The sequence below is a fragment of the Lactobacillus acidophilus genome, from assembly GCF_034298135.1.
Classification (GTDB): Bacteria; Bacillota; Bacilli; order Lactobacillales; family Lactobacillaceae; genus Lactobacillus; species Lactobacillus acidophilus.
This window is the reverse complement of the sequence record NZ_CP139575.1, coordinates 1,246,571-1,269,733: the sequence shown is the minus strand read 5'-3', so window position 1 is coordinate 1,269,733 and position 23,163 is coordinate 1,246,571. Positions and strand designations below refer to the sequence as shown.

The following is a 23,163-nucleotide window of genomic DNA, read 5'->3' as shown; positions in this document are numbered from 1 at the left end:
TTAGATTCTAAGCCCGCCCGATGGGGCACAAAAGCATATGGTGACGCTAAGCAACTGTACATGAAGGCATTTCCTGCATGGGAAAGATTCTCAATGTTTTCACTCTTAGCAATGTCACTTCACCGTAATGTTAAGTTTCACGCAATCTATGATGATGATCAATTTTGCGGCATTACCTATTATGCCGAAAATGACAACACTGTCTACCTGACTTATTTAGCAGTCAGCGAGAAGTTGCGTGGACAAGGATATGGCTCGAAGATTTTAACTATGCTGGAAGATAATTTTCCAGATAAGCAAATCGTGATTGATATTGAACCTGTGACTAAGAAGGCGAAAAATTACAAACAACGTGTTAGTCGGTTGAAATTCTATGAAAGAAATGGCTTCCATAGAACTGATCAGAAGTTGAAAGATCCAGATGGAGAATTTGAAGCTTTGACGACTGGTGAAAGATTAGATAAAAATAGTTTCATTAAAACTTTACGTCAAATGAGTTTTGGCTTTTATCAAGCTAAGGTCGAAAAATAAAAAGGAAAGCACTGCTGTCGCTTATGCAAGCAGTGTTTTCTTGTTAGATTCATATTGTTTTGTAAAAATTAACTTGTGAGGTGAAAGAGATGGAATTTAGTGATCAACTTAAACAACTGAGAAGGGAAAATAATTTATCGCAAACACAGTTTGCAGAGAAATTGCATATCACAAGGCAGGCAGTATCAAAGAGGAAAACAATATGGAGAAATTCGTCACACTAAACAATGGAATCAAAATGCCACGCCTTGGCTTCGGTGTTTACCAAATCGATGATCTAGCACAAGCTCAACAAGTTGTCGAAGATGGTCTGGAGGTCGGCTATCGTTTAGTCGATACCGCACAAATCTACGGCAATGAACAAGCCGTTGGGGATGCAATCAAACATAGCAATGTCCCACGTGAAGATATCTTCATCACTTCAAAAATCTGGGTCGATGACTATGGCTACGACAATACTCTCAAGGCCTTTGATGATTCGATGAAGAAGCTGCGACTGGATTACATTGATCTTTACCTGATTCATAAGCCCTATAATGACTATTACGGCACTTGGCGTGCACTTGAGCGCTTATACCAAGAAGGTCGCATCCGTGCGATTGGGGTCAGCAGCTTTTGGAATGAACGTCTTGCTGACCTGATTACGTTCAATGACGTGAAGCCAGCCGTGAACCAAATTGAAACCAATGTTTGGAATCAAGAGTGGAAGTCGCAACAATACATGGAAAAAGAGGGCGTGCAACCTGAAGCTTGGGCACCATTTGCGGAAGGTGCTAACCATATCTTTACCAATCCACTTCTAGAAGAGATTGCCGAAAAGCATCATAAGACTACCGCCCAAGTAATGCTCAGATGGTTCTTGCAAAGAAATTATGTGGTGATCCCTAAGTCAGTACATAAGAAGAGATTGGCCGAAAACTATGATGTTTTTGACTTTGAACTAGATGCAGATGATATGAAGAAGATCAAGACTTTGGATCAAGGCCATAGCATCTTAGAAGATGAGATGGATCCGGAAATAGCTGAAAGTTTTAGATAAAATAACTAACAAAATAAGAGTTCCACTGGAGCTCTTATTTTTATCGGGTAACGTCAATTATGAATTTAGTATTTATTTTAATAAAAAAATAATTTTTTAATAATCTTACTTAAATATTTAATATTTAGGGTATATAATTAGACCAACTTTAAAAATACTTTTTTTCAAATATAAAAATAAAAGTGGGTGAAAGTATGGATCTAAAAGGACTATATAAAAGCAATCGTAGAAGATTTAGTTTAATTATATTATTACTATTTCTAGCTGCATTTGCTAATACTATGTCGAGTTATCTTTATAAGCCAGCAGTAGATTATTTGGCAAAGGATAATCTTAAGAATACACTCTGTTACTTTTTTATTATGATTTTAATTGGACTTTTAAGTATTGTGATTGAAGCATTTGCTCAAACTGTGTATTCTAAACAAGTTCAAGAATATTTAGGCTTATTAAGACAAAAAATCGTATCCCATTTTTATGCTAAAATTGACACATCTGTTTCAGAGATGCAAAACAATCTAAGTAATAACTTGGATATGTTGGCAGATAATTATGCTATGCCATTGCAAACGATAATTGGTAATAGTTTTACCTTGATCATGATTATTGGGGCCCTAATTCAATTGAATTGGAGCTTATTAGTCTTAACTGCAGTCCTAGCTGTAATCAACTTACTTACGCCTAAGATAATGGAAAAGGCTACCGATAAAGCTAATAAACAGGTATCTATTGAAAATAGTAGATTATTGAAAGCAATTGATTATTGGATGGGTGGAATGAAAGAACTGCGTAGATATAGTTCTTTTTTGGCCCTTTTTAATGCTATGAATAAATCAAATTAAAAACTTGAAGATAGCAATGTTCAAAGCACTAAAACGATGTCACTTTCAATATTTATCAGTGATTTTACTAACGTTGCTTCACAAATACTATTTGGAGTATGGGCGGGAATTTTATTTTTTCAAGGAAAATTGTCAATTGGTGCAACTTTAGTTGCCGAAGGTTTTGCTAGTCAAATATTTAATGCCCTTTTTGTATATGAGCAAGCAATAATTCAGTTTAAATCTATTAAAACCGTCAATAATCAAATAAAAGAACTAGAAAAAGATATATCTGAGTCTAATGAAAAATTAGATTCAGATTTAGCTGAATTAGAGATTAAGGATTTAACAGTTAAATATGATCAAGGGGAAGAAATTAGCTATCCAAATATTCAAGTTAGTCGTGGTAAAAAAATCCTTTTATCTGGTGATAGTGGAACGGGAAAATCTACTTTGTTTAAATTGATTTTAGGTGAGTTAAAGCCAACCACTGGTAAAATTAATTATTTTGATAAAAATAATCAGAAAATTTCCCCTGACTTAAGTAAAATCGGTTATATTGCTCAAAAGCCAAGACTATTTCCGGCTACGATTGCGGACAATATTACTATGTTTAATTCTAAATTGTCTAATCGAGTTGAGCAGATGATAAGTGAGGTTGATCTGACAAAAGACATTAAGAAGTTTGAAAAAGGAATAGATCAAAAGATTAATTTAGATCATTTAAATATTCCAGGAGGACAACGTCAAAAAATAGTACTTGCAAGAGCCAAAATTCTAAAAGTGACATAATTTTAATTGATGAGGGAACAAGTGCTATCGATCAAAATGCTACGATTTCTATTTTAGAAGAATTGCTAAAAGGTAAAGCTACGATTGTGTTTATTGCTCATAATTTTAATGAAGAAATGCGAGATATGTTTGATCGTGAGATAAGACTACAAAAATAAGAGTTCCATTGGAACTCTTATTTTTTGGTTAATCAGTTAATTTATATCTTTATTGATAAATCTTACCGTCTTGTTTTTGCTTTTCCTTGTTCTTTTCTTCAAGTGCCTTTTCACTAGCAGCCTTCTTAGGTAATAACCAGTTCAAAAGCATACCAATGATAGTTGAAAGAGCAACTGAAGTTAATTGGAAACTACCAAGTTGTAAGTAGGCACCACCGATACCGATAACCAAGATAACTGAAGCAATCAACATATTACGTTTTTCACCAAAGTCAATTTGATCATCAACTAAAATCTTCAAACCGTTTGAGGCAATAGTACCAAAGAGTAAGAATGAGATACCACCAATAACTGGCATTGGAATTGATTCGATCAGTGCGGCAAGTTTACCTACGAAGCTGAAGACGATCGCACAAACTGCAGCACCTGCAAGTACCCATACTGAGTGAACCTTAGTCATTGCCAAAACACCAATATTTTCACCATATGAAGTAGTAGGAGGACCACCGATGAAGCCGGCAATAATTGTTGAAAGACCGTCACCCATCATTGTTCTGTGAAGGCCAGGATTCTTGAAGAAGTCACGCTTAGTAAGTGAGTTAAGCACCATAATGTGCCCCATGTGTTCAGTCATCGTAACAAAGGCAATTGGTGCCATAGCTAGAATGGCTGCTGGATACCATTTGAAGTGGTAACTAATACCCATTACATCAAGTGATGGCATTGAGAACCAAGCTGCTTTTTCAACGCCAGAAAAGTCTACAATACCCAAGAAGCAAGCAAGAATATATCCACAGACAATTCCTAGCATGATTGAAACTAGACTAGTGAAGCCCTTAAAGCACATTTGGAAGATTAAAGTCATTACCAAAGTAAAGATGGCAACACCGAAGTAAGTTAAATCGTACTTTTCGTGATTCATCATAGCATCGTTAGCTGCAGTAGTTGCAAGCGACAAACCGATAACGATGATAATTGGGCCAACCACAATTGGTGGCAAAACCTTGTTAACCCAGCCTGAACCAACTTTAGCGATGACCAAGGCAACGATTACATAAACTAAACCAGAAGCAATCGCACCTTGAGCAACTGCAGGGTAGCCGTCAGCCTTCATTAAGGCTTGCATTGTTGCTACAAAGGCAAAACTTGAACCTAAGTATGCTGGAATTTTAAAGCGGGTTAAGATCATGTGCACCAAAGTACCGATACCTGATGAAAGGAGAGCGATACTTGGGTTGATTCCGATTAAAATTGGAACTAAAACGGTAGAACCGAACATGGCGAACATGTGCTGCAAGGAGAGCAGTATGCCCTGACCGAGTTCAGGCTTTTCGTAGACGTCTAAAATCGCTTCCGGGTTTCTAAACTTTTCTTTTCCACTCATTCTAACCACTCCTATTTGCTCGTAATATCAATACCGTCTTTGTCATCGACTTCGGTCATTGATACTTTAACTTCTTCATTTAACGCTGTAGGAATATTCTTGCCGATAAAGTCAGGGCGGACTGGCAATTCGCGGTGACCGCGATCGATGAGGACAGCCAAGTTGATCTTAGCTGGGCGACCTTGATCCATGATTGCATCAAGTCCGGCCCTGATTGTTCGGCCAGTAAATAAAACATCGTCGACCAAGATTACATTTTTATCAGTAATATCGAAGTCAAGTTGTTGGCTGTGAATCATTTTCTCTTTTTCATTTTCAGGAAGATCATCACGGTATTGTGAGACATCGATTGCACCAACTGGTACGTCAACGCCTTCAAGATTCTTAAGATTTTTAGCAATTCTTTGTGCTAAATAAAGGCCACGAGTCTTGATCCCAACTAAAACTAGATTTTCAGTACCTTTATTACGTTCAATGATTTCATAGGTCATTCGCATCAAGGCACGTTTCATACTGATAGCATCAATAATTTCTTTTGCCATATATTTTTCCTTTCTGGAGATGACCGAAAGAAAAAGACCACCAAGGACACTGAGTCCAAGATGGTCTTTCTGTTTCTGCTAGCACAAAAAAGACTAGCACACGCAGATTTCCTTCTTAGCCTCACGGGACTAATTTTAAAGGTCATCACTATATTTTTTCTTATATTAAACTAGCAAATGCGGATATTGTCAAGATTTATCCTACAAAATGTTCTTTTCAATATAGTTCAAAACGCCTTCTTCATCGTTAGTATCTGTAACGTGGTTAGCCACTTCAAGTAGAGCGGGAACAGCGTTCTTCATCACAACGCCATCGCCAACTTCGCGGATCATTTCTAAGTCATTGCCGCCATCACCGAAGGCACACATTTCGCTTAACTTAATGTCTAAGATATCACCTAATTCTTTTAAGCCATTAGCTTTGTGAATCCCTGGTTGAATAATATCGATATCCCCATGGCCGCTACTAGTAACATCGCTATATTGATTTAATTTGTCTTTGAAAAGTTGAATGAAGTAGTCAGTCTTTTCAACAGGACATTCAATGGCAAATTTTAGAATCTTGTCATGGATATCACTGAAAGACTTAACTTTTTCCAAACGATGATAGTAGTGGCTGGACATCTTAAAATATTTTTCTGGTAAAATATCAAGCCCATACGCTGTCTTTTCACCGCAGACTAAGAAGTTAAGGTTAGGAACTTGATCAAACAAGAACTTTTCGATTTTTTAACAGCTTCGGTAGAATAAGAATGAACTGCGTAAACTTTTTCTGAGTTTCGAATTAGCGCGCCATTTTCGGCAACATAGTCAATGTCATTGTAATTGGTGAAAAAGTCTTTGAGCTGATAATACTGGTTGCCGCTAGCTACGACAAAATGAATGCCTTTTTTATTAAGCAGATCATGAATTTTCTTAAATCTAACTTCATTGTATTTGCTTTTTGAGTTTAAAAACGTTCCATCCATGTCGACAGAAATTAATTTAATCATAAAAAATTTCTCCCTTAATTTTGATGATTTTAGTTTATCATGAAATCGCTTACTGCTTTGACAAAAATAGAGGAAATCTTGCATACTAGTTTTAGTTAACTTTACAAGTAAAAGGGTGAGATTGAATGAATAAAAAGCAAATTTCAATGGTAACGTGGTCCTTATTATTAGCCAATATTATGTCAGGACTAGACGCTACCATTATTAATACTGCAATTCCGGCAATCGTTTCTGATCTACATGGAATTCAATATATGGGCTGGATCGTTGCCTGCTTCTTGCTAGGGATGTCTGTTTCAGTGCCAATTTGGAGCAAATTAGGTGAAAGAATGGGTAATAAATTTGCTTTTGAACTTTCGCTAGTGCTCTTTATTTTAGGATCGGTACTTGAAGGGGTGGCACCTGATATTTACTTCTTCCTCATTTCCCGGGTGTTAATGGGAGTAGGAGCTGGCGGCATGGGCTCTCTTCCCTATGTTATTGTCGGCTTTATCTATCCTAATATTAAACGAAGAACGGTTATTTTGAGTTATATCGCTGCTAGCTTTAGTGCGGCATGTATTGCTGGACCCTTAGTTGGTGGCTGGATCGTTGATGCACTTTCTTGGCATTGGGTCTTTTATATCAACGTACCATTAGGACTTATTTCAATTATTTTAAGTATTGCCTTTTATCGCGATGCCCATAAGTCTAAAGAAAAAGTACAGTTTGACAAAATGGGTGCCTTTACTTTGATTGCAGGGTTGACCTGCTTTTTGATTGGTATTCAGATGTTAGGCTTAGCAAGTAACGTAATGGTTGCTTTATTTGTCATTGTGGGTATTATTTTGCTTATTAGCTTTATTTTTATTGAGAAAAAAGCGAAGAGTCCCATTGTTCCCCTAAGTGTTTTTCTTAATAAAGCACTTGTCGGCGACTTTGTATTGTTTGCTTTAGCATGGGGTGCATATATTGCCGTCAATACTTATTTACCAATGTGGTCACAGGCTATTTTAGGTACATCTGCCTTAATTGGGGGAATGACTTTAATTCCTAACTCGATCTTAGATATTGCCGGTTCGCAGACTGCACCATATTTCTTGCGACGTTTTAGTAATTATCATTTGTTAATCGTTGATTTTACTTTGATTGCAATTACCATTTTAGGGTTGATTTTAGTACCGCTAAATACTTCATATTGGATTTTAATGCTTATTGCGGCTTTTTCTGGGTTAGGTGTTGGTTCGATTTTTGTTATTTTGCAGATTAAGGTACAGATTGATGCTAGTGAAAAAGACATGGCACCAGCAACTTCGCTTAGTTTTTTGATTAGAATTTTGGCTCAAACGATCATGGCGGCCATTTATGGAGTAATCATGAACTTGGCTCTAGCTAGAGGAATCGCGGGTCACCGTGGTATTACTATGACCATGATGAATAAGTTGAGTGATGCAGAGTCAGCTAAGAGTTTACCGACTGCAATGTTGCCAACAATGCGGACAATTTTCCATTCGGGAATTATTGAGATTATGTGTGTTGCTTTATTCTTAGTGGTCTGCGCATATGTCATTAACTTTATTTATAATCGCAAAGAAGCTAAAAAGGTGGCAGAATAAAAAGCTTGAGCTAGCTCAAGCTTTATTTTTTTGCCAAATTTTGAATGACATTGATTCTGAAAAGAAGTAGATTGATCAGCACAATTACTGTAGTGACAATAAAGACCATACTATAGTTAAACATCCCTGATACAAATGATCCTAGTAGCGGGCCCACAATATTTCCAATATACATGGCTGACTGATTCCATGAAAAAATACGACCCGTTACAGCGGCAGGAGAGTTTTTAGTTAACATCGTTTGAACTTGAGGGAATAAGCAAGCATCAGAAAAGCCAACCAAAAAGCGCAAAATTCCTAATTCGACTGTGTTTTGTACAAAAGCCGTTAAGAAAAAGAAAATTGATGCTGCGATGAAGCCGGCAACAATGATTTTATGAGTGCCAATTTTATCACCAAGTGCGCCAAAGTGGGATGCTACTAAAAATGTGGCAATCCCAGGAAGAGCAGCAATGATACCGGAAATAAAAACAACATTGCCGTGGTCATTAAGTAATTGACGTACATAGAGTGAAACAATTGGATTAATTGAATTGTTAGCTGCTTGAATAATTAAGGTGGTTAATAATAAGCCAAAAATTAAATGAGGTGAACGAAGCGACTTGATTACACCACTTGCTTTATCCAATTTTTTAGTAGTGACTGGCTTGAAGTCATCTTCATGAACAAAGAATAATACTAAAATTGAGCAGATTAAAAGCAAGCCGCCAGTGATCATAAAGGTAATTCGGTATGAAAAAATAGAAGTTAAAGCACCACCAACAAGCGGTCCAAGCAAAGTTCCGGCAGTGGTAGCTGAAGCGATAGTCCCTAAAGCCTGGCCAGAATTTATTTTAGGTGTTTCGGTAGCTACTAACGCATTGGAGTTGGAAATAAAACCGGCAAATACCCCTTGCAACATTCTGAGTAAAAGTAGTTGCCAAACATTTTGCACTAGTCCCATACTAGCTATTACAAGCGACATTCCAATTCCAGCTCGTAAGATCATCGGCTTGCGTCCTTTTTTATCAGCTAATTTGCCCCACCAAGGAGAGACGATTGCTGAAACAATGAACGTACCAGAATAAACTATCCCAGACCAGAAACTAAGTTGTTGGTGAGAGAAATTACCTAACGTGTTAATGTATAACGATAAAAAAGGCATAATTTCTGAAAAAGCGATCCCTGCAATAAAGACCGCAATTGATAAGACAGATAAATTACGCTTCCAAATGGGTTTTTCTTTCAAAATAAACTCCTCCCCTTGTCTCAATAGTATCAAAAATAGACAATAAATAGATAGAACATTATAGTAGAAATAGGTTCAATAATGAAAGGATGTTGATACAGTGGCATTTATTATTCCGACTAAGCAGGTCATTATTATGTTTATCCTAATGACGATCGGCTGGCTATGTTATAAAGTTGAATTCATTCACACACAAACGGCCAAGGATTTAACTAATTTATTACTTTATATTGTTTCCCCGTGTTTAATTATCAATTCTTTTAAACAAAAATTTACATATGCAAGATTAGTGGGATTTGGTGTGCTTTTTGCTCTGGTTGCATTTTTATTCATCTTTAAAATTTTACTTAGTGCTGGTATTTTTAATAAAAAGACTGTGGCAGATGAGCAAAAAAGAACGATTTTGCGTTATGCAGGTACCTATACTAACGCAGGTTTTATGGGGATTCCGCTTGTACAGGCAATTTTAGGTACTAACGGCGTATTCTTCGCTGTCCCATATTTAATCGTCTACAATATTTTTATGTGGACGCATGGCATCAGCATGTTTCAAGATAAGCATCATTCTTTTGATCAGCAGGTACGTCAAGCTGTTCTTAATCCCAATATTATTGCTGCAGTGATTGGATTGCTTTTGTTTGTAACTCAATTTAAGATTCCAGATTTGATTGCAACTCCAATGAATTATATTGCCGATATTAATACGCCATTAAGTATGATCGTCATTGGTACAAATTTAGGTGCGATTGATTTGAAAAATGATTGGCATGATCGCTTGGCCTGGAGCGGCGTTTTAGTTAGAAATATCATCTTTCCATTACTTATTTTAGGAATATTACTTTTAATGCCACTTAGTTATACTGCTAAAATAACTATGTTAATTATGGCTGCCTGTCCTGTAGCTGGTGTTGTCGTTTTATTTAGTTTGATTAGTGACTATGATGTAAAGTTTCCAACTAAGTTGATGTGTCTTTCTACATTAAGTGCGGTAGCTACTATTCCATTAATTATCTTTTTAGCTACTTTAATTAAACTTTGAGATAATAAATACAAATGATCGATAAAGGAGAAAAAGATGGAAAAAGCACAAGAAATTGAGATGCTTAAAGATTTTTCAGATGCTAATGCTACATCTGGCTTTGAAGAAGAATTCGTTAAACTTTTTATTAGCTACGCAGAAAAAACTGCCAATATTGAGACTGACGGGATGCTGAATGTATATGCAGCAAAGAAGGAAAATAAAGGCAATCGCCCAGTAATTCAACTTGATGCACACTCAGATGCTGTTGGTTTTATTACTCAAGCTGTTCGTCCAAATGGTTTAATTAAATTTGTGCCACTTGGTGGTTGGGTAAAATACAACATTCCTGCTCTAAAAGTGAAGGTGAGAAATCGTGATGGTGAATATATCCCTGGCGTTGTAGCTACTAAACCACCACATTTTATGACTGTTGCTGAAAGAAATAATGTCCCTGATGTAGCAGATATGTCAATTGATGTTGGTTCAAGTAGCCGCGAAGAAACCATTAATGATTATAAGATCGATACGGGCTGTCCAATCTTTGTCGATGTTAAGTGTGAATATCATGAAAAATCAGGGTTATTCTTTGGTAAAGACTTCGATGATCGTTTCGGTGCTGGAGCAATGATTGATGTTTTGGATAATTTAAAGGATGAAGAAACTAACTTTGATGTTGTGGCAGCCTTGTCTAGTCAAGAGGAAGTAGGGCTTCGCGGAGCTTACGTAACTGCTAGAAAAGTTAAGCCAGATCTATGTATTGTGCTTGAAAGCTGTCCAGCAGATGATACTTTTACTCCGGACTGGCTTTCTCAAACTGGTTTAAAGCGGGGACCAATGTTACGTGATATGGATACTACTTTCTTGCCAAATCCTAAGTTCCAACAATATGCTTGCGACCTAGCTGACAAGAACAACATTCCATACACTCGTTCAGTTAGAACCGGTGGTGGACAAGATGGTGCCGCAATTTACTACGAAAACGGTGCACCAACTATTGTTATCGGTATCCCAGTTCGTTATGAACACTCACCATATTGCTTCAGTAGCTATAAGGACTTCAAGGCTTCTGTAGATTTGGCTACTGCAATTATCCGTGATATTACCCAGGAAAAGTTGGATAGTTTCAAGAAGTTTTAATTATCATTAAAAAAGCAGTTTTCCTATTTATTGGGGACTGCTTTTTTAGTATACTTATACATTATTTTATATTTTAAAAGTGAGGTATGACGATTGATTACAGTATCCGACTTAAGTCTTAAATTTGGTGGTCGAACACTTTATGAAGATGTAAACTTGAAATTTACTCCTGGTAATTGCTATGGCGTAATTGGGGCAAATGGTGCCGGCAAGTCAACTTTTCTTAAATTATTAGAAGGTAAGCTTGATCCAACAACTGGTTCAATTAGTATCGATCCTAATGAACGTATGTCTAGCTTGAATCAGGATCACTTTGCTTTTGATGATTTCACTGTTATGGACACCGTAATTCAAGGGCATAAAGAACTTTACCAGGTAATGAAGGAAAAAGATGCTCTTTACGCAAAGCCTGATTTTGGTGATGAAGATGGTGTAAAAGCAGCGGAACTGGAAAGTAAATTTGCCGAACTTGATGGTTGGAATGCCGAAGCCGATGCTTCGAAGCTGCTCCAATCTTTAGGTATTCCTGAAGATGAACATCAAGTACTTATGAAAGAATTGCCAGAATCTGAAAAGGTTAAAGTGCTTCTTGCACAAGCATTATTTGGCAACCCCGATATTCTTTTACTTGACGAACCAACTAACGGTCTTGATGTGCACACTGTTGAGTGGCTTGAAAACTTTTTGGCTGATTATCCTAACATTGTGATCGTTGTTTCCCACGACCGTCACTTCTTAAATCAAGTATGTACGGAAATGTGTGATGTCGATCGTGGCAAGATTCAACTTTATGTTGGTAATTACGATTTCTGGTATGAATCAAGTAAGCTGGCTAATGAACTTGCAGCTAACCAAAATGCTAAGAAGGAAGAAAAGATTAAGCAATTACAAGAATTTATTGCTCGTTTTTCAGCTAATGCTTCTAAATCACGTCAAGCTACTTCACGTAAGAAGCAACTGGATAAGATTACTTTAGACGATATTAAACCATCTTCTCGTAAGTATCCATTTGTAAAATTTGAAATGCACCGTGATCTTGGTAACGACTTGGTTAAAGTGGAAAACGTTTCTTATTCAGTTGACGGCGAAAAGATTTTGGACAATGTTTCATTTATCGTTCGTCCAGGAGATAAGGTAGCGTTTTTGTCACGCAACTCTTTAGCTGCGACTGCTTTGCTTGATATCATTGCCGGTAAGATTGAGCCCGATACAGGTAGTGTTACATGGGGTCAAACTACTGCCTTTAACTACATGTCACGTGATTTAAATGCTAACTTCAATAATGATGATTTAACTATCTTAGATTGGTTAAGACAATATGCTACTAAGGAACAAGATGACAATACCTTCCTTAGAGGATTTTTAGGTAGAATGCTCTTTAGCGGTGAAGAAATTGAAAAGAAGATTAAAGTTCTTTCCGGTGGGGAAAAGGTTCGTTGTCAGTTATCTCGTATGATGCTTGAACCTGCTAATGTATTGATTATGGATGATCCAACTAATCACCTTGATTTGGAATCAATCACCGCATTAAATGATGCATTGGTCTCCCACCCAGGCTCCATTTTATTCACTTCTCATGACCATGAATTTATTCAAACTATTGCTAACCATATTATTGAAGTAGGTCCTAGGGGAATTGTTAGTCGACAAGACACAACCTATGATGAATTTTTGGATAAAAGTAGTATTCAAGAACAAGTGGAAAAGATTTATAATTAAGAAAAAAGTTAGCCAATTAAGCTAACTTTTTTTGTTATAATAACGGCGATAATAGGTTTGCTATAGTATTATAAGGACTAGTTGAAAGGGGACTTAAGGTGAGAGATCAAAGCATTATTTTTGAAGATTTTGTTCAAGATCGTGAAGTAAAAATGTTTATCGATCATGAAAAGGAAAGTTATTCAGTTTATGTCCAAGTTTTTACTACTGATAATCTACCTTTTTCACCGATGAATGGGGGTAAAGAAGGGATATTCTTTAATTATGCCAACGTGACTGATGATAAAGTAACATTTGGAGGCGTAGTTGGAGATAATCTTAATCCAACAACTAAGGTATATGAAGTGACAGATCATACCTTTGTTGTGGGGAAAATGAATGGGAAAAATATTTCTGAAAATACAGCTATTGCTACGATGAAAAAAGCGGCGAATAATGTCATTTCAGAATTGGATAAATCAATTCCAATGCCCAAAATGCTGAATGAGCCACATGTTTTAACTGATATTCAAAGATGTGAGCAATTGTTATCCGATAGGGATGTTAGGATTACAACGTTGAGTAAGGCGACAGGAATTCCAACATTTGCCCTTTATAATTATCGAAGAAATCCAGCTACTTTACAGCGAGCTTCTTATCAGCGAATAAATCGCTTAGTTGCTAAATATTATGAAACTTATTTCAATAGAAATGAGATTGAAAGATTTCGTTTTATGTTGATAAATATAGTAGGAGCTTATTTAGGAAAGCATGAAAATGAACCAACTGCATATAATTCCGCTTTTGAATTGTATGAAATGTGTCAACATGGTGATTGGCATAGATTAGCTAAGATGGAAGAAATCTGGAAGGCGTTTTATAACGCACAAAAATAGATACTAGATGATAAACAAAAAGTCTAGAAAATAAGTCTTAATGTGACTTAATTTCTAGACTTTTTTAATACTTCTCAATTTCTTTTACATTAAATCCAGGAATATTACCAAACCATTTTTCGACTAAACGATTATAGGTGCCATCTTTTTCTAATTGAGTTAAGGCCAAATTGATGTGCTCCATCATCTCGTTTTGTCCTTTATTAACAGCGATACCATATGGTTGGTTAGTGAAAGTACCACCGGCTATTTTGTAACCAGAATTATCACGCAAAATACCAGCTAAGATACCATTATCGGTTACAAATGCATCCCCTTGATCAGCCTTTAAAGCTGCAAAGGCTTGACCATAATCATCGAATTGCAAAATTTCAGCTTTGGGGGCAAATTTACGTACTGCATCTGCAGAAGTGGTCCCTTTAACAATAAGCACCCGTTTATTATTAAGATCTTTAACATTATTTATTTTGCTATTTTTAGCAACCATAATTGATTGTCCAGCAGGAAAATAAGGCTTACTGAACTCAACCTGTTTTTTACGTTCTGGTGTAATTGTCATTGCGGCAATAACCGCATCGACGTTTCTATTTTTTAATAATTGAATTTTAGTGTTAGCAGTTGTAGTAACAAAGTTAGCTTTAGCTTGCTTTCCAAGTATTTTATGAGTTAATGCTTCGGCAAGATCGATTTCAAAACCGCGAACCTTGCCGTCTTTAATACTCATTGAGCCAAATAATGGTGTATCTGCTTTGACTCCCCAGGTAATTGATTTGGTTTCTTTAACCGTTTGATAAATGCTTTGATTTTTGTTTTGGCCACATGCAGATAGTGTGATAGCAAGCAAAGCTATTAAGAAAGTAGATAAAAAATATTTTTTGCGCATATACCTCCACCTTATCTTTAATATTGATTTTTTCATTATAACAGATAGTTCTTACGAAAATAAAAACCTTAATTTAGCGAGTTTAAAAATTATAACTATATTAATAATAACATTTTTCAGGATAAGGTTTGACAATGGTCCCTGTATGTACTAATATAGCGATTAGTACATAAGGAGACTAATTGCAAGGTGATGGAATGAAAATTAACGATACAGAAAAATTAAATCTGGCAATCGTTCATGGCGGTCGTGCCTATAATTATTGGGATCAAACTCATGGTATGACTAGCTACTTAACGATGATTTTATATGAGTTAACAATTCGTAAAAGGTTAACTCAAAAGCAGTTAGTAGATATGACAGATTTGCCTAAGCAATCAATTAACAAGGGAATAAAGCAATTAAGTGCGGCAGGTTATTTGACGATGACGGTTGATCCAGAAGATAAACGAGTACGCTTTTGTGAATTAACCGCAGATGGAAGAAAATTTGCTCATAAGAAGTTGCAATCTTTATTTGAAATTGAAGAGAAGACAGCTCAGAAAATGGGTAAAGAAAAAATGAAGCAATTAACTGCTTTAAATGAGGAATGGAGTAACACATTTTGGCATTTTTTATTAAATGAAGAAAGGAGTAATTAATGCAAACTTTTAAGATTTTAACACCATATTTCAAACGCTATAAAAAAGACGTTTTTGCAGCAATGATTGCAATTATAGTTTCAGCTTTTGCTACATTATATCAGCCAAGGCTACTTGAAAATATTCAACGAGCAATTATGGCTGACCAAAGACAATCTGTAATTAGAGATGGAATTGTTCTAATTATTTTAGGAATAATTGCGATCATTGCTGGGATTTTTAATGTTTATTATGCAGCAAGAATAGCGCAAGGTGTAACGAGTGATTTGCGTGAAGATACTTATGCTAAGATCCAAAGTTTTTCTTTTGGTAATATTGAAAAATTTTCGGCCGGTTCATTAACTACACGTTTAATTAACGATATGAACCAGATCATGAATATGATCATGCAGCTTTTTATGCAATTACTTAGAATGCCGATTTTAATTGTTGGTTCGTTTATTTTTTGTATTGTGATCATTCCGCGCTTTTGGTGGGCAACCGTTGTGATGGTTATCTTAATCATGGGTTTTGGTACGTATGTATTAAAACAAATGAATAGCTTGTTTGAAAAATTTCAACAAACAATGGGCAAAATTTCAGGTCAAGCCCAAGAAACTTTGCAAGGTGTTCGAGTAGTTAAATCATTTAATCAAGGACCACAAGAGATTAAAAAATTTGATAAAACTTCAGATAGATTAAATAACTACAATATTATAATCGGTTATTGGTTTTCAGCAATCATGCCAGCCTTCCAATTAATTGCATACTTAGTTATTACCTTAGTTGTTTATTTAATCGGTCGCAGCATTAGTCAACATCCTACCGATGTTGCAGTTGTTAGTCCATTTGTTAATTATATATTGACCCTTCTTTGGACAATTATGATCGCTGGTATGACTATGATGCAATTTGCCAGAGGTAATATTTCACTTGGTCGTATTAAAGAAGTTTTGGATACAGAGCCAGACGTTAAATTTGTTAAAAATGGCTCAACTAAGCCACTAAAGGGTAGTGTGGAATTTGATCATGTTTCATTTACTTATCCTGATGGTAATGACGAAACTCTTAAGGATATTTCTTTTAAAGTAAAACCTGGACAAATGGTTGGTATTGTTGGGGCAACGGGATCAGGTAAATCTACTTTGGCTCAATTAATTGCTAGACTATATGATCCAACTAAAGGTGAAATTAAAATTGGCGGAAAAAATATTAAAGATATAACTGAGACTGCCTTGCGTAATACTATTTCTTTTGTTTTGCAACGTGCAATTTTATTTTCAGGAACAATTGCTTCTAACTTACGTCAAGGTAAGGAACAAGCTAAACTTCATGAATTGCAAAGAGCAGCTAATATGGCACAGGCTTCAGAATTCATTAACCGCTATAATGATTCGTTTGAACATGAAGTAGAAGAACGATCCGCTAACTTTTCGGGTGGACAAAAACAAAGATTATCTATTGCTCGTGGTTTAATTTCTGAGTCTCCAATTTTAATTTTGGATGATTCAACTTCAGCCTTGGATGCTGAATCAGAAAAGAAAGTTCAACAAGCACTAGAACATGAATTATCTGATACAACTACATTTATTATTGCAGAAAAGATTGTTTCTGTAGTTAATGCAGATACGATTTTAGTTTTAGATGATGGTAAACTTGTTGCACAAGGTACACATGAAGAATTGTTGAAGACATCCCCTGTCTATCAAGAAATCTTTAAGACACAAAAGGGTAGGAAAGGAGTGGAATAATGGGTGATACACAAAAGGCAATCAAATACTTTATTAAATATTTAAAGCCATATTGGAAAGGAATTATTATTGTAGTTGTTCTTTCCTTAGTTTCAAGTGGTGCACAAGTTGTTGCTCCTGCATTCTTGGGGCAAGCTGTAACAGACTTAACTACCTATTTATCTGACTTAAGAAAAGGTACAGCTAGTCTATCTACTTTTTATAGTGCACTGTGGTCAATGCTGTTCTTCTATGTGTTAAGTCAAGTAGCTATCTTCATCGCTTGGATGGTTATGTCAAAATTTAACGCAGATTCTACTAATGATATGAGAGAAAATCTTTTCTCTAAATTCCAAAGAATGTTAGTGCGTTATTTTGATACTCATCAAGATGGTAAACTCCTTTCATTATTTACTTCTGATCTTGATAACATTTTCAATGCAATGAACAACGCTATTTTTGAAATTATTTCACAGGGAATAATGTTCATTGGTACGATTATCATTATGTTCACTGTAAATGCACAATTAGCATGGACTACGATAGCAACAACTCCATTGATTCTTATTGTTAGTGTATTTATTATGCGAAAAGCAAGAATTTATCTTGATAAACAACAAGATGAAATTGGTGATCTTAACGGTTATATTACTGAACAAATCAATGGTGAAAAGGTAATTATTACTAATAATTTACGTAAAGAATCAGTTGATGGCTTCAAAATTTACAACAATCGTGTTAGAAATGCGATGTTTAAAGGACAATTTTATTCAGGAATTCTTTTCCCATTAATGAATGGTTTGAACTTGCTTAACTTAGCAATTGTTATCGCAATGGGTGCTTGGATGATTATTTCAGGTCAAGTAACTCAAGCAGTGGGACTGGGATTGATTGTAACTTTCGTTGAATATTCCCAAACTTACTTCCAACCTTTGACTCAAATTACTTCAATTTATTCAATGATTCAGCTTGCCTTAACTGGTGCTAGAAGACTAGCTACAGTTGAAGAACAAAAGGATGAAGGTACAGTACCTAATGGTAAAATTTTGGATGGCTTGAAGAAATCAGTTAAATTGGAAGACGTTCATTTTGGCTATGACAAGAATAAAGAAATTTTACATGGTGTAAGTATTTCTGTAGATAAAGGTAAATCTGTAGCTGTAGTGGGTCCAACTGGTTCAGGTAAAACTACTATCATGAACTTACTTAACCGTTTCTATGATGTAAATTCTGGTAAAGTAACGTTTGATGGTACTGATGTACGTGATATTAAATTGGAATCACTGCGTAATAATGTAGGAATTGTTTTGCAAGATTCCATTTTATTTAGTGGTACGATTGCGGATAATATTCGCTATGGTAAACCTGATGCAAGCATGGATGAAGTAGTCAGTGCTGCTAAGCAAGCAAATATTCATGATTTTATTGAAAGTTTACCAGATGGCTATGAAACTCAAGTAAGCGATAGTAGTTCTGTCTTTTCAACCGGACAAAAACAATTGGTTTCAATTGCTAGAACTATTTTGATTAATCCGGATTTCTTAATTTTGGATGAAGCAACTTCTAACGTGGATACCGTTACAGAAGAAAAGATTCAAAAGGCGATGGATGCTGTTATTGCTGGTAGAACTAGTTTCGTGATTGCGCACCGTTTAAAGACAATTTTGAATTCAGATAAGATAGTTGTCTTAAAAGACGGGAAGGTAATTGAAGAAGGTAGCCATGAAAAGCTATTAAAAGATAAAGGATTTTACTACAAACTTTACACTGATCAGATGGCTTTCGAATAATGTGGTATACTAAAACTAATTAAACGATAAGTCACTAGGGGTGCTGAAAAGCTGAGATATACCCTTCGAACTTGAACAAGGTAATGCTTGCGATAAGGAAAGTGCTAATTATAGATCTTATTTTTTGTACTCCTTCTGACTATAAATAGTTAGTTAGGAGTATTTTTATGTTTACACGTTCATCGAAATGGAATGTTAAGTCGATTATTTTGGTTGCACTTATTGGGATAATTATGGGAGTCATTTATACATACGGCTTCAATAATATTTATAATGTTGTAAAGTTAAGCTTTTTACCAACAGGTTATGCACCAGTGGTTGATAATATTTTTACTGGGCTGTGGTATATGGCTGCTCCGCTTGCAATGTATTTTGTCCCAACTGTTGGTTCAGGTACTATTGGTGAATTATTGGCTGCAACAGTGGAAATGGCTATTGGTGGCCAGTGGGGTGCTCTTACCGTGCTTGAGGGATTAATTCAAGGGGCAGCGAATGAAATTGGCTTTTTCCCTAAAAAAACACGCTATGAAAGATTTTCATGGGCAAGCGTGTTAACTGGGGCGTTTTTTGCTAACTTGGGAGGCTTTATTCCATCATACTTTTTATATGGTTGGAGTCATTACAGTGTAAATTTACAAATTATGATGTTTATCACTAGTATAATTTCAGCACTTTTATTTGATGGAGTTTTGGTAAAGTTAATTACTAATTTGTTTGATAAAGCTTTAAAGCCGAAAGTTGCTTAGATAAAATAAAAAATGGTACGAAAATTTTCCGTACCATTTTTATTTTAGTTTAAAACTGATTGAATTTTAGTAGTTAACATATCGATTGCAACATCGTTTTCTCCGCCTTCAGGAACAATGATGTCTGCATAACGCTTAGTTGGTTCGATAAATTGATTGTACATAGGCTTAACGGTGCCGAGGTACTGATTAATTACAGAATCAAGGGAACGACCGCGCTCCTTCATATCACGTTCTAAACGTCGGATAAAGCGAATGTCATCATCTGTATCAACATAAACCTTAATATCCATCAAATTGCGAATGTCTTCATTAAATAGAACTAAAATACCTTCTAAAATAATGATATCAGCAGGCTCAACATGGATAGTTTCGTTACTTCTAGTATGCTCAGTAAAGTCATATATAGGCATTTCGATTGGCTTTCTGTGCATTAGTTGACTAAGTTGGGCTTCAAGCAAGGGCATATCAAAAGCGTCTGGATGATCATAGTTGATCTTCATTCTTTCTTCCATTGGTACGCCAGTGTTATCTTTATAATAAGAATCTTGTGTCATCGTCACAATACGATCGTGAGCCCCAATATTATTTCCAATTTCGTGAGCAATAGTAGTCTTACCGCTTCCTGATCCACCAGCTATTCCGATAATGACAGGTTTTTCAAGTTTTCCCATATAAACTCCTTTATTTTCTATATATCAATAAATATTTTAAGACATTTTCCGAATATTAACAGTTTTTTATTTGCTTGAAATCGAATTCATTTCTATCAAATTAGTGAATTCTATGTCTAATTTACTTGAAAAAGAAAATAGCTTGCTTTTTTGTAAGAAATAATGTTAAATACATATAAACAAATTAAAAAGCGATGAAAAAGACGAGTAAATGATTCAATCTTTTAGTGAGTTGGCGACAGTGGAAATCCGACAGACCCTGAATCATTGAAAAACACTTTTAGCAGCTCACCGAAATAATAATTCTTAAAGTAGGTTGAGACGTCTCCGGTACGTTACCACGCCGGTGGAGCATGACTGTGCTTCATGAGGAGGTCTATTACTAGACAATTTGGGTGGTACCGCGGAAAACTTTCGTCCCTTGATTACAGGGACGAAGGTTTTTTCTTTACTCTAAAATATATTGTGAATTTTATGCTAAATTCGTAAAATGCCACAATTAAATATTTTTTATTAAGAAAAATACTGGAGTCTGTCAAAAAAGACGAATAAAAGATATATATTATAATACAATTGTCTCATTTTGTCTTTTGGAAGTATTTAGTTTTAGTTAAAAAAGGGTAAAATAATAGTGTTACATACAATGAAGGAAAGGTAGAAACCATGACAGCAATTATTGAATTTAAGCATGTTGATAAATATTATGGAAAGCTCCATGCATTGAAAGATATTAATTTAAAAATTGATGAAGGCCAAGTGGTTTCAATTATTGGTCCATCAGGCTCTGGTAAGAGTACTTTAATTAGAACAATCAATGGATTAGAACCAATTAACAGTGGTCAATTAATTGTAACTGGTTATGATTTAGCTGATAAAAAGACCGACATAAATAAAATTCGTAAAAATGTAGGGATGGTATTCCAACACTTCAATCTCTACAATAATCATACTGTACTTGAAAATGTTATGTTGGCTCCTAAGATTGTATTAAAGCGTCCTGATGATGAAAATCGTAAGATCGCAATGCAATATCTTGAAAAGGTGGGTATGGCAGATAAGATTAACTCATATCCACGTCAATTATCAGGTGGGCAACAACAACGTGTGGCTATTGCTAGATCACTTGCAATGGATCCTAAAGTTATTTTGTTTGATGAACCAACTAGTGCTTTGGACCCTGAAATGATTGAAGATGTTCTTGAAGTTATGAAATTCGTTGCTGAACAAGGTATCACAATGGTGGTAGTTACTCATGAAATGGGCTTTGCTAGAGAAGTAAGTAATCGTTTGATTTTCTTTGATCAAGGACATGTTTTAGAAGACCGTAAGCCAGAAGAATTCTTTGATCATCCTAATACAGAACGTGCACGTCAATTCTTGAGCAAGATTATTTCAAAAGACTAAAAGGTGACGTGCCATGAAAAAATTAAGAAAATTTCTTTTCCTGCCTTTGCTGATGCTGCTAGCACTGACTTTGTCTGCTTGTGGCAATAAGAGTTCTCAAAATGTCTATCGAAAAGTTAAAGCAGATAAACAAATTGTTTGGGGCGTTAGAGCTGATACTAGACTTTTTGGTTTAACTAATGTTAAAACCGGTAAAATTGAAGGTTTCGAAATTGATTTAGCTAGAGCTTTAACTAAACAAATGTTAGGTAAAAATGCAAAAGCAGACTTTGTAACTACAACTGCTAATACTAGAATTCCGCTCTTAAAAAATGGTAATATTGATGCAGTTTTGGCTACTATGACTATTACCCCAGAGCGTGCTAAACAAGTAACCTTTAGTAAGCCATATTTCCCAGCGGGATCATCTCTATTGGTACCAAACGATAGTAAAATTAAAAGTGTTAAGGATTTGAACAACAAGACTGTTTTAGCAGTAAAAGGTACTACTGCGGTTGATGATGTTCATAAATCTGCACCTAAAGCACGCGTTCTTCAATTTGATGATTATGGTCAAGCAATGTCCGCATTAAAAGCCAACCAAGGTGTAGCTTTGACAACAGATAATGGTCTTCTTGCTGGTATTGCTCAAGAAAATCCAGGTTATAAATTAGTTGGTGGCGTTTATAGTGATGCTCCATATGGTATTGCCGTTAATAAAGGACAAAAAGATATGGCTGATCATATTGACAAAGCTCTAGATGAACTCGAAGCAAATGGTACATATAACCGTTTGATTAGAAAATGGTTTGCAGGAATTCCTGGTTTTAGTCTGAAGGGGGTTTTGAAATAATGTGGCAGATTCTCACCAACAATTGGGGCAGCTTTTTAACAGGTTTTTGGAATACTATTTTATGTAGTATTATCGCATTGATTTTTAGTTTGATTTTAGGTGTTGTCTTTGCGCTACTTGAAGTTGCACCGCCTAAGTTTGGACGCGTAATTGCCAAAATTTACATTGAAGTTTTTCGTAATATTCCATTATTAGTTATCGTTATGATCTTTTACTTGATTGTACCGCGTTATATTGTTAAGTTATCAGGTTTCCAAGCTGGAACGATCGGACTTACTTTATATACTTCAGCTTTTATTGCTGAAACTGTACGTTCAGGTATTAATTCCATTGGTGAAGGTCAAATGGAAGGTGCACTTTCAAATGGTATGACTTACACACAAGCGATGCGTTACGTTATCTTGCCCCAAGCTATGAAGATCGTGATTCCACCGCTTGGCAATCAGTTCGTTAACTTAGTTAAGAACTCTTCAGTCTTAGCCTTTGTTGCTGGATTTGACTTGATGTATCAAGCACAGTTGATCGCTTTTTCAACCTTCCGAACTATTGATACATATATTATCGTTGGACTTTTCTATTTGATTTTGACTATGCCGCTTAGTTACTACATGCGTCACTTAGAAAAGAAAATGGCTAAATAGGAAGGGGAT

23 protein-coding genes, 1 pseudogene, 1 riboswitch and 1 other annotated feature are annotated in these 23,163 nt (G+C 35.5%); of the genes and pseudogenes, 17 read left to right on the top strand and 7 right to left on the bottom strand.

Going from position 1 to position 23,163, the window contains the following annotated elements; all coding sequences use genetic code 11:
* The first annotated feature begins 60 nt into the window (after positions 1-60).
* The 5 genes and pseudogenes from SO785_RS05840 to SO785_RS09610 all read left to right on the top strand — a co-directional run.
* Complete coding sequence (locus tag SO785_RS05840) at positions 61-531, top strand: GNAT family N-acetyltransferase (protein ID WP_003546335.1); 471 nt, start codon at positions 61-63, stop codon at positions 529-531.
* An 89-nt stretch (positions 532-620) separates the two neighbouring features.
* Positions 621-755, top strand: coding sequence for a helix-turn-helix transcriptional regulator (locus SO785_RS05835; RefSeq protein ID WP_021721432.1), 135 nt, complete (start codon positions 621-623; stop codon positions 753-755).
* Complete coding sequence (locus tag SO785_RS05830) at positions 734-1,570, top strand: aldo/keto reductase (RefSeq protein ID WP_021874041.1); 837 nt, start codon at positions 734-736, stop codon at positions 1,568-1,570. Before SO785_RS05835 ends, SO785_RS05830 begins: the two co-directional genes overlap by 22 nt.
* A gap of 194 nt (positions 1,571-1,764) precedes the next feature.
* Entirely contained in the window at positions 1,765-2,412 is a 648-nt protein-coding gene (locus tag SO785_RS05825) for an ABC transporter transmembrane domain-containing protein (protein ID WP_015613325.1), read from the top strand.
* A 384-nt stretch (positions 2,413-2,796) separates the two neighbouring features.
* Positions 2,797-3,341 (top strand): annotated as a pseudogene (locus SO785_RS09610) (ATP-binding cassette domain-containing protein); the annotation flags it as partial.
* A 49-nt stretch (positions 3,342-3,390) separates the two neighbouring features.
* Here SO785_RS09610 and SO785_RS05815 read toward each other — a convergent pair.
* The 4 genes from SO785_RS05815 to SO785_RS05800 form a co-directional block, all read right to left on the bottom strand.
* Entirely contained in the window at positions 3,391-4,725 is a 1,335-nt protein-coding gene (locus SO785_RS05815) for a solute carrier family 23 protein (RefSeq protein ID WP_003546343.1), read from the bottom strand.
* A gap of 11 nt (positions 4,726-4,736) precedes the next feature.
* On the bottom strand, positions 4,737-5,267 hold the full coding sequence (pyrR, locus tag SO785_RS05810) for a bifunctional pyr operon transcriptional regulator/uracil phosphoribosyltransferase PyrR (protein WP_003546345.1): 531 nt from the start codon (positions 5,265-5,267) through the stop codon (positions 4,737-4,739).
* A 201-nt stretch (positions 5,268-5,468) separates the two neighbouring features.
* A complete protein-coding gene (locus tag SO785_RS05805; protein ID WP_003546346.1) occupies positions 5,469-5,981 on the bottom strand; it encodes an HAD hydrolase family protein in 513 nt (170 codons plus the stop codon).
* Positions 5,948-6,259 carry an HAD hydrolase family protein gene (locus SO785_RS05800; RefSeq protein WP_011254188.1) on the bottom strand — a complete coding sequence of 104 codons (312 nt, stop codon included), beginning with the start codon at positions 6,257-6,259 and terminating at the stop codon, positions 5,948-5,950. Before SO785_RS05800 ends, SO785_RS05805 begins: the two co-directional genes overlap by 34 nt.
* Positions 6,260-6,384: 125 nt before the next feature.
* Here SO785_RS05800 and SO785_RS05795 point away from each other — a divergent pair, with 125 nt between their 5' ends.
* Positions 6,385-7,854: an MFS transporter gene (locus SO785_RS05795; protein WP_003546350.1), complete on the top strand. Its 1,470-nt coding sequence runs from the start codon at positions 6,385-6,387 to the stop codon at positions 7,852-7,854.
* A 22-nt stretch (positions 7,855-7,876) separates the two neighbouring features.
* Here the strand turns inward: SO785_RS05795 and SO785_RS05790 are convergent, their stop codons facing one another.
* Positions 7,877-9,082 (bottom strand): multidrug efflux MFS transporter, encoded by a 1,206-nt coding sequence (locus SO785_RS05790; protein WP_011254190.1) that lies wholly within the window; start codon positions 9,080-9,082, stop codon positions 7,877-7,879.
* A gap of 136 nt (positions 9,083-9,218) precedes the next feature.
* On the opposite strand from SO785_RS05790, the gene SO785_RS05785 reads away from it, so the two are divergent.
* From SO785_RS05785 to SO785_RS05770, 4 genes are all read left to right on the top strand, one after another.
* Positions 9,219-10,121 carry an AEC family transporter gene (locus tag SO785_RS05785; protein ID WP_156652488.1) on the top strand — a complete coding sequence of 301 codons (903 nt, stop codon included), beginning with the start codon at positions 9,219-9,221 and terminating at the stop codon, positions 10,119-10,121.
* 36 nt (positions 10,122-10,157) lie between these two features.
* The gene (locus SO785_RS05780; RefSeq protein ID WP_003546357.1) at positions 10,158-11,240 is read left to right on the top strand and encodes a M42 family metallopeptidase; all 1,083 of its coding nucleotides are present in this window, start codon (positions 10,158-10,160) and stop codon (positions 11,238-11,240) included.
* Between the two features lie 93 nt (positions 11,241-11,333).
* The gene (locus SO785_RS05775; RefSeq protein ID WP_003546358.1) at positions 11,334-12,959 is read left to right on the top strand and encodes an ABC-F family ATP-binding cassette domain-containing protein; all 1,626 of its coding nucleotides are present in this window, start codon (positions 11,334-11,336) and stop codon (positions 12,957-12,959) included.
* A gap of 98 nt (positions 12,960-13,057) precedes the next feature.
* Positions 13,058-13,834, top strand: a complete 777-nt coding sequence (locus SO785_RS05770; RefSeq protein ID WP_003546359.1) for a hypothetical protein — start codon at positions 13,058-13,060, stop codon at positions 13,832-13,834.
* Between the two features lie 64 nt (positions 13,835-13,898).
* On the opposite strand, the gene SO785_RS05765 is transcribed toward SO785_RS05770, so the two are convergent.
* Positions 13,899-14,717 carry a transporter substrate-binding domain-containing protein gene (locus tag SO785_RS05765; protein WP_011254191.1) on the bottom strand — a complete coding sequence of 273 codons (819 nt, stop codon included), beginning with the start codon at positions 14,715-14,717 and terminating at the stop codon, positions 13,899-13,901.
* 197 nt (positions 14,718-14,914) lie between these two features.
* Here SO785_RS05765 and SO785_RS05760 point away from each other — a divergent pair, with 197 nt between their 5' ends.
* From SO785_RS05760 to SO785_RS05745, 4 genes are all read left to right on the top strand, one after another.
* On the top strand, positions 14,915-15,358 hold the full coding sequence (locus tag SO785_RS05760) for a MarR family winged helix-turn-helix transcriptional regulator (protein WP_011254192.1): 444 nt from the start codon (positions 14,915-14,917) through the stop codon (positions 15,356-15,358).
* Positions 15,358-17,088, top strand: a complete 1,731-nt coding sequence (locus tag SO785_RS05755) for an ABC transporter ATP-binding protein (protein ID WP_011254193.1) — start codon at positions 15,358-15,360, stop codon at positions 17,086-17,088. Before SO785_RS05760 ends, SO785_RS05755 begins: the two co-directional genes overlap by 1 nt.
* Positions 17,088-18,857 carry an ABC transporter ATP-binding protein gene (locus SO785_RS05750; protein ID WP_011254194.1) on the top strand — a complete coding sequence of 590 codons (1,770 nt, stop codon included), beginning with the start codon at positions 17,088-17,090 and terminating at the stop codon, positions 18,855-18,857. The genes SO785_RS05755 and SO785_RS05750 overlap by 1 nt, the downstream gene beginning before the upstream one ends.
* A 26-nt stretch (positions 18,858-18,883) precedes the next feature.
* Positions 18,884-18,974: riboswitch (TPP riboswitch) on the top strand.
* A 50-nt stretch (positions 18,975-19,024) separates the two neighbouring features.
* The gene (locus tag SO785_RS05745; RefSeq protein ID WP_003546364.1) at positions 19,025-19,603 is read left to right on the top strand and encodes an ECF transporter S component; all 579 of its coding nucleotides are present in this window, start codon (positions 19,025-19,027) and stop codon (positions 19,601-19,603) included.
* 44 nt (positions 19,604-19,647) lie between these two features.
* Here SO785_RS05745 and udk read toward each other — a convergent pair whose 3' ends face one another.
* A complete protein-coding gene (udk, locus tag SO785_RS05740) occupies positions 19,648-20,277 on the bottom strand; it encodes a uridine kinase (protein WP_003546365.1) in 630 nt (209 codons plus the stop codon).
* Between the two features lie 185 nt (positions 20,278-20,462).
* Positions 20,463-20,702, top strand: a binding site (T-box leader).
* A gap of 238 nt (positions 20,703-20,940) precedes the next feature.
* Between udk and SO785_RS05735 the strand changes: the two genes are divergently transcribed.
* The 3 genes from SO785_RS05735 to SO785_RS05725 are packed head-to-tail and all read left to right on the top strand — an operon-like array spanning position 20,941 to position 23,154.
* The gene (locus SO785_RS05735) at positions 20,941-21,681 is read left to right on the top strand and encodes an amino acid ABC transporter ATP-binding protein (protein ID WP_003546366.1); all 741 of its coding nucleotides are present in this window, start codon (positions 20,941-20,943) and stop codon (positions 21,679-21,681) included.
* 13 nt (positions 21,682-21,694) lie between these two features.
* Positions 21,695-22,513, top strand: coding sequence for a transporter substrate-binding domain-containing protein (locus SO785_RS05730; RefSeq protein ID WP_003546367.1), 819 nt, complete (start codon positions 21,695-21,697; stop codon positions 22,511-22,513).
* Positions 22,513-23,154 carry an amino acid ABC transporter permease gene (locus SO785_RS05725; protein WP_003546368.1) on the top strand — a complete coding sequence of 214 codons (642 nt, stop codon included), beginning with the start codon at positions 22,513-22,515 and terminating at the stop codon, positions 23,152-23,154. Before SO785_RS05730 ends, SO785_RS05725 begins: the two co-directional genes overlap by 1 nt.
* The last annotated feature ends 9 nt before the right edge of the window (positions 23,155-23,163 follow it).